This window comes from Cupriavidus sp. 05N39, assembly GCF_056397325.1.
In genome coordinates this window covers 49,205-55,634 of record NZ_JBFTNE010000051.1, presented here as the reverse complement: position 1 = coordinate 55,634, position 6,430 = coordinate 49,205, and the positions used below count along the sequence as shown (strand labels likewise).

At 59.2% G+C, this 6,430-nt stretch carries 8 protein-coding genes; 1 reads left to right on the top strand and 7 read right to left on the bottom strand.

Going from position 1 to position 6,430, the window contains the following annotated elements:
* Window positions 1–156 precede the first annotated feature (156 nt).
* From AC1DN0_RS23535 to AC1DN0_RS23520, 4 genes are all read right to left on the bottom strand, one after another.
* Complete coding sequence (locus AC1DN0_RS23535; protein ID WP_441626864.1) at window positions 157–1,806, bottom strand: hypothetical protein; 1,650 nt, start codon at window positions 1,804–1,806, stop codon at window positions 157–159.
* On the bottom strand, window positions 1,769–2,233 hold the full coding sequence (locus AC1DN0_RS23530; RefSeq protein WP_441626862.1) for a hypothetical protein: 465 nt from the start codon (window positions 2,231–2,233) through the stop codon (window positions 1,769–1,771). The genes AC1DN0_RS23535 and AC1DN0_RS23530 overlap by 38 nt, the downstream gene beginning before the upstream one ends.
* 21 nt (window positions 2,234–2,254) lie before the next feature.
* Window positions 2,255–2,521, bottom strand: coding sequence for a hypothetical protein (locus AC1DN0_RS23525; protein ID WP_441626861.1), 267 nt, complete (start codon window positions 2,519–2,521; stop codon window positions 2,255–2,257).
* A 1,079-nt stretch (window positions 2,522–3,600) separates the two neighbouring features.
* A complete protein-coding gene (locus AC1DN0_RS23520; RefSeq protein ID WP_441626859.1) occupies window positions 3,601–3,780 on the bottom strand; it encodes a hypothetical protein in 180 nt (59 codons plus the stop codon).
* Window positions 3,781–3,904: 124 nt separating this feature from the next.
* Between AC1DN0_RS23520 and AC1DN0_RS23515 the strand changes: the two genes are divergently transcribed.
* Window positions 3,905–4,381, top strand: coding sequence for a hypothetical protein (locus AC1DN0_RS23515; protein WP_441626857.1), 477 nt, complete (start codon window positions 3,905–3,907; stop codon window positions 4,379–4,381).
* A gap of 342 nt (window positions 4,382–4,723) precedes the next feature.
* On the opposite strand, the gene AC1DN0_RS23510 is transcribed toward AC1DN0_RS23515, so the two are convergent.
* From AC1DN0_RS23510 to AC1DN0_RS23500, 3 genes are all read right to left on the bottom strand, one after another.
* Window positions 4,724–5,086: a hypothetical protein gene (locus AC1DN0_RS23510; RefSeq protein WP_428178902.1), complete on the bottom strand. Its 363-nt coding sequence runs from the start codon at window positions 5,084–5,086 to the stop codon at window positions 4,724–4,726.
* 291 nt (window positions 5,087–5,377) lie between these two features.
* Complete coding sequence (locus AC1DN0_RS23505) at window positions 5,378–5,761, bottom strand: hypothetical protein (protein WP_441626855.1); 384 nt, start codon at window positions 5,759–5,761, stop codon at window positions 5,378–5,380.
* Window positions 5,762–5,952: 191 nt separating this feature from the next.
* A complete protein-coding gene (locus AC1DN0_RS23500; RefSeq protein ID WP_441626853.1) occupies window positions 5,953–6,288 on the bottom strand; it encodes a DMT family transporter in 336 nt (111 codons plus the stop codon).
* Window positions 6,289–6,430 lie beyond the last annotated feature (142 nt).

Genomic DNA, 6,430 nt, shown 5'->3' with positions numbered 1-6,430 from the left:
GGCCTGGGATCATCCGGCCGGTGAATCGGTGGTCATGGCGGCGAACCAGGTGTTGGATCACCTTCGATAAGGCATCTCAATCGGGCGGCGTCTTTCCTACCGATCCCGGACTGGAAGATATTCAACAACTGCAAACGCGTCAGCGATGTTCATGTTTCACTCGGCAGCGGGTGTCCTGTTGTTGCCTGTGCGCCGTGTTGGGCAAACTAGAAGCGTGGCAAGCGATGGGCGATACACCGGCCGGCAGGACGCCATGTCCACATGCAGGTGATAGTTCGCAAGCAGTTGGCGCATAGAGTCGGTGAAGTCGATGCCATCCCATAGTGCGGAGATTTCGCCCCGATGGGACATGACTCTTTCGTTGATGATCCGCTGGATGGCTTCGTTGCGCCCAGGGCCTGAAAGGTTCGAGATCGGGTAGACGAACGGGGGGTTGTCTGGCCATTGCGGAGCGAGGTACCCCACCGGACCGTTCACTAGATTGAGAACCAGCGACTTCTGCGGCAGCTTGGGAAGCTCGGTGGAAAAATACAGGTTCCCATCCATCGGCGTTCTTCCCCAGTTCGGGGATCTCGTCAGGATGGCGGCGGAGCCATATACCAGCACCGCAATCCAGAGTGCTTTTCGTCGGTGGCCGCTATCGATCGCTTCCCCAATTACCATACCCGCCATCAGGATCGACAGTATCTCCAGCAGGATGGCATATCGGTAAATGCCAAACATCGTCATCCAGAACAGGTACATTCCGACAAAGGTGATGCTGAGGAATAGCTTAAATTGAGATTGGCTGTCCACGGCGCGATTTCGAAGCCAGAGGGCCGCAGATTTTGAAAGCCATAGTAGGGCGATGACCCCGCCAATCAGCAGTCGCGGATCACGCATGTTCTCTTCTGTGTGAAGCCGATTCTTCTCAAACGCAGTCTTTATCGGGAACCAGAGATATTCGACCCATGTTCCCGGCAAGAACCTTGTGTCCAGCATGGTCGCCTCATCGAGGAGTGGCGAGCGAAACAAACTGTTGAAGAACGGGAATAGCGGGTTCTGATAGTCCCGATACAAAACCCACATCCACGGCCCGGCGACTGCGGCGAATGAAACGCATCCACTTACGGCGTAGAGCGCCAAGTCGTTAGCGGTCGCGCGCGGGCTCCGCCACGACAGGGAGCAAAGCAACGCAAGTGTGATTGCCAGGGTTGGAATGGCTGCCGTGAGTTTGAGTCCTGTAGCCATCCCGAGCGAAAGGCCGGCAATGACCAGCGCCATTCTGGTAGTCAGGTTCCCTCGATGCGAGGCGAAGATCGCCCAGATCGCCAGCAATGCAAGCGCGGTTGTCGTCCACTCGCCCGAAGTGGTATTGGCCTGGGAATACCCTGCAGCGCCGACCAGCGCAAGGAAGCAAGCCAACCCGCGATTGATTCTCGGGGCCCAGCCAGGCGCTCGATGGGCGACGCCTATGGTCCCAATGATGTTCCATGTGACAAAGACAGCCAGCCCGAATGGGATCCCCATGAGCAGCACCGAAACGTAGTCAGGGAACGTCGTGGCACAGTAGTAAAACGGAAGGTCAATTACTGGGTTGAAGAATGTTTGCAGTTGGGCTGGATACAGATCGACGCTCAGCCGATCGTTGAGCAGCGCCCATGGTGCATAGTAGTGATAGTTCAGCAGATCCCAGCTGAGGTCCTTGCCGCGAATCATGGAAATGATGCAGCCCAGAAGGATGCTTGCTCCCAGCTTGGTTATTCTGCAGGACGGGTGAATCCTTTGCTCATACCAGTTTGCGGCTACGGTCAGGCTTCTTCTCATGTTCGCTGTGCACATCCTCATCTCCTGGCAAGGGCGTGAGCGGCAGCACCCGCCGCGCCTTCTCGGCAACACGCCGGTGCTTGTCCTGCGCATCTTGCCACGTCGCGGAGGTGAATATCTTGTCGATGCCGGGGGCGATCAGGTGGGTCAGGAAAACTGGTTTGTCGGTCATCGTGTCCGACCATGGGCAGAAGCATGTCCAGACGCGGGCATCCTGCTCGGGAAGGTCAGTGCGCAGCACGAAACGTTTGAACCAGCCCCTCAGAAATTCATGATGGGCGTTCCCGTCCAGCGTATGGGCCGGCTGGCCGTAAGGGTTCAGGACGTACAGCCGCATGCTGAACGGATCGCCATAGGCATCCGGCGTGCCGCCACGCACGGCGTGGCGTAGCGCGCGAACCCAATTCTCTGGGGTGTAGGGGGGCATGGCGGTGCGCGGTACGGCTATTCAGCGGCGGGGGAACCGCGCGCGCAGCAGTGTCTTGACCGCCGGGCGGGCCACCTTGATCCGGTGGTGCTGGCCGTCCTGCTCGAAAGACAGGTAGTCGGCCGTCCACATCATCTTCTCAATGTGCCGCGTCTCGATGCCGTGCACGGTGACGGCGCTGGCCGTGACCGTGACGTGTTCGCAGTCGAGGCGCAGCTCGGCCGTGTCGCCGGGCAGGAACTGGGTTTCCAGAAAGATCGAGGCAGCCTGGTAGGTCACAGGGAACATGCCATCTCCTGACGGGTGGCGTAGTGGCGCTCGCCGCGAGCTGGAAGCTGAGCGAAGTGCCCTGGTAATGGAACGCCAGGCGGTCAATGGTCCACGGCAGCGCCATGATCGCCGAGGCATCGACCCCCGTCAGCGTGAGGGTGGCGCCCGCGGCCTGCGCGGCGGCCTCGACCTCCGGGTTCCAGGTGTCAGCGGTGAGCAGCGGATCGTCTATGGGCAGGTGGGAGCAGCGGATGGCCAAACGCGCCGCCCCATGGGACTGGCTGTACAGGTAGACTGTGTCCGGATCGCAGGTGAACATGGGCGCACTCTGAAAGTACTGTATGGATATCCAGTATAAGAGTCGTCCGAATGCGGGTGCCGAAAGTTGAGTTAACTGTATGGATATACAGTGTCGCGAGATGGTGTCGTGTCCATCAAAATATTTTCGTGGCACTGGACGTGGCACCAAGAGAATCATATTCGGAGAAATCGGCTTCCAGTAATAGATATAGCCGAATTTATGATTCCTGCTGGCGGACCATAGTACGGTTCGTAGAAGTTCTCTGAAGTCCTCCCCTCCCAAGTAGATCAAGGCCTCGCGGGCTTTCGACGTTCGCCGAAGTTCGCCGGGAGCCGTTGGCATCCGCGTGTTTTAGGGGCATTAGGGGCATCAATAAATGCCCCTATATTTGGTGCCCCTAAACGATGCCCCGTACCGTCTAGCCCTTAATCCTGAAGTACTAATCCCATTGTTGGGCGTGACTATCAAGCGTACATTTGTGCCAACTCTCCACCAAAATAGGACTCGCAATGACATATTCAGTCGCGGCAACTTGTCCGTACTGCAAGACTGTTCGTCGGTTCGGGGTAGAGATGACGGTGTTGGAACTGCCTATGACGGTGCGGCATCGGGTGAGGTGCGGCTGCTCTGAGAGCTGCGGCCAAGAATTTGACCTTGATATTCGCGTGAACTACGTCACTCAGGCTTCCAAGCTTGGGGAGGCAGTTGAGGCGGAGCAAAGTGATTCCTCGTCGCTACCGCCGCCGCCATTGCCTGGATTGCCCGAGTGCCCGACAGGTGGGGGTGTCCCTTTGGGCTAGCTTTGACGCTGGATAGGCGCTGGCTGATCCAGCCGCATATCCGCAGGGTGCAGTCGCATAAAGCTGCGCACCCGCACCCGCAACGGATCCCGGCAGGTCAGCCAGTCCTCCCATTCCGCTCGCGGCACGATGATGATCCCCCGTTCTTCCTTGCCTGGGGCGTGGAAGCGATTCATCAGCAGGTGCTTGTCCGCCGCTCGTGGGGCAGATCATGATGCCCGAGGGAAGGCCGTCGGCAGTTGGCCGTCCCGCAACACTGCTTGCATGACGCGTGAACGATTGCGRAAATCGCGAGCGTCTTTGGACGAGACCGACGAACGCGCGTCGCAATCGCAATACGCGCTCAAGAAACTACCCATGAGAAAAATAGCAACGGTCTTTCTGGCGTTTGCAGTCGCCGGCTGCGCAAGCCCGGCGGCGCCGAATTTCGTGAACGGGAGATATTACATGGCAGGCGATTCGACATGCGAACGATACAGGGTCCTTTCGCCAAGTCGAATCATGTGCTTTAACTCGGACGGTCAGGCAACTGGATACAGAGATGCAATGACCGATCAGCAGTTGCAGATGTATCAGTTCAATCAGCAGATGGCTGCCCAGCAAATTCAGCAGACCAATGCGCAATTGCAGCAGCAAAACCAGCAACTGCGGCAACAGCAGAACGCATGGCTTCAAACGCCGCAGTACGTGGCGCCGCAAGCTGCGCCTCTGACACCACAAGCCGGCAATCAGATCCGATGCATCAACACTGGCCCGGTTACTAACTGCCGATACTAGTGAAGGCGGAAAAGGCCAAGCGAGCCCAAGAGCGCCACCGCGGGCGGATCGACGCCATAGACGACGCGCAGCAGTTGGCGTTCTTTGGGGGGGGCGTGGTGGCGCGGCGCAGCTATTCAGCGGCGGGGGAACCGCGCGCGTAGCGGCGTTTTCACCGCTGGCCGGGCAACCTTGATCCGGTGGTGCTGGCCGTCCTGCTCGAACAACAGGCAGTCGGCCGTCCACACCATCTTCTCGATGTGGCGGGTCTCGATACCGTGACACCTTCGCGGTCGAGGCGCTGCTCGACCGTGTCGCCGGGCAGGAACCGGGTTTCGAGGAAGCTGGAGCCAGCCTGGTAGGTCACAGAGAACATGCCACCTCCTGACGGGTGGCATAGTGGCGCTCGCCGCGGGTGCGCAGGCAAATCGAGCGAGGACCTGTGAACTGGATGCTGTAGGCCAGCAGGAAGCTTAGCCAGGCGCCACGGTAATTGAACTCCAGGCGATCGATTGTCCACGGCAGCGCCATGATTGCTGCGGTGTCGATGCCGTTCAGGACGAGCGTGGCGCCGGTGGCTTGTGCCGCTGCTTCTGCCTCGGGATTCCATGTGTCGGCGGTCAGCAGCGGATCGTCCACGGTGATTCGCTCGCAAGGGAAGGGTGCGGCGACCGCATCGGCTGCGCGGCGGAACAGGAAGACGGTCTCGATATCGCAGGCGAACATGTCTCTCTCACTGGTACTGTATGGATATCCAGTATAAGAGCCGCCTGAATGTAGATGCTGAAAGTTGAGTTAACTGTATGGATATACAGTGCCTCAAGGCGGCGACGTATCCATCAAGATCATCTACATTCGTGGCACCACGAAAATCGTATTCTGGTAAATCGGCTTCCAGTATTGGTTACAGCCGGTTTTATGAATCCTGCCGACGGGGCATAGCCTGGTTCTGGTTCGCGAAAGTTCTCCGAAATCCCCCATTCCCAAGTCAATCAAGGCCTCCTTCGGCCGGTGGCGCTAGCGGCCCTGGGCGGGCAACGCCTTGATCGTGGCGGTGCCATCTTTCTGGACGTCGGCGCGTGCCAGGGTTTTGAGGGCGATCGTCCTGTTTGGCATCCTCAGCACGACGATGATCGCGTCGCCGTGGATGTTCTTCGCCCAGCAGCCGGTATCCCAGGTGCCGCGATTGGACGCATCGCTACGATAAGACGCATAGAAGCGCATGTGCGCGGCATCGACGAACGGCAGGTCGCACTTCTTGTTGATGAACAGGACGGTCGGAGATTGCAGCTGGACAGTTTCCCCGACTTTCATGTTCTCCGTCGGGTAGATGTACGCGTCCTCGGCTGACGCTGCGGCGCACAGCAGTGCTGTTGTGGCGGCCAGTATCATCTTCTTCATGTCGACTCCATGGGGAGAGCAGAGCGAGTTGACGATCCCGAAGCAACGCTTCGGGCAGCATATGAACTGTCAGGTGCACATCCCTTCTTGCAGAAATTGTACGGCTGACGTTTCCGGTCGGCCAGAGGCTTGCTTGGCTGCGGCCATCGCCTCGCCGCGCAACGGCGGCGGGCTTGCGCGACGCCGTTGCCTCAGTGCGCCGCCCCCATCTTCGAAAAGAGCTGGATCACCGCAACCCCCGCGATGATCAGCCCGATTCCTGCCCATGCCGCCAGGTCCGGTACCTGGCGATAGAGCACGCTGGCGATCAGCGTGACCAGCACGATGCCGGCGCCGCACCAGATGGCGTAGGCAATGCCTACCGGCACGGTCTTCATGACCTGCATCAGCAGGAAAAAGGCGCCGACGTATCCGGCTACCACCAGCAAGCTTGGCCACAGGCGCGTAAAGCTCTCGGACGCCTTGAGGCTGCTGGTGGCGATGACTTCGGCCGCGATGGCGAGGGCCAGGAGCACATAAGCGTTCATCGGTAAGTCCTTCTTTTTGGCTGCCGTTGGGGCCACATTTTCCCATACCATTACTGGCCCGCCGGATGCGCGGCAACCGCTGCGGGTGCCTGCGGTGTACAGTACAAACCACAGTCGGTGCGCGCGCACACGTTGGCGATCC

Excerpts from the sequence above, each read along its gene's own strand:
- AC1DN0_RS23535 (WP_441626864.1), bottom strand. The coding sequence starts at position 1,806 with ATGAGAAGAAGCCTGACCGTAGCCGCAAACTGGTATGAGCAAAGGATT.
- AC1DN0_RS23500 (WP_441626853.1), bottom strand. The coding sequence starts at position 6,288 with ATGAACGCTTATGTGCTCCTGGCCCTCGCCATCGCGGCCGAAGTCATC.
- AC1DN0_RS23525 (WP_441626861.1), bottom strand. The coding sequence starts at position 2,521 with ATGTTCCCTGTGACCTACCAGGCTGCCTCGATCTTTCTGGAAACCCAG.
- AC1DN0_RS23510 (WP_428178902.1), bottom strand. The coding sequence starts at position 5,086 with ATGTTCGCCTGCGATATCGAGACCGTCTTCCTGTTCCGCCGCGCAGCC.
- AC1DN0_RS23520 (WP_441626859.1), bottom strand. The coding sequence starts at position 3,780 with ATGAATCGCTTCCACGCCCCAGGCAAGGAAGAACGGGGGATCATCATC.
- AC1DN0_RS23530 (WP_441626862.1), bottom strand. The coding sequence starts at position 2,233 with ATGCCCCCCTACACCCCAGAGAATTGGGTTCGCGCGCTACGCCACGCC.
- AC1DN0_RS23505 (WP_441626855.1), bottom strand. The coding sequence starts at position 5,761 with ATGAAGAAGATGATACTGGCCGCCACAACAGCACTGCTGTGCGCCGCA.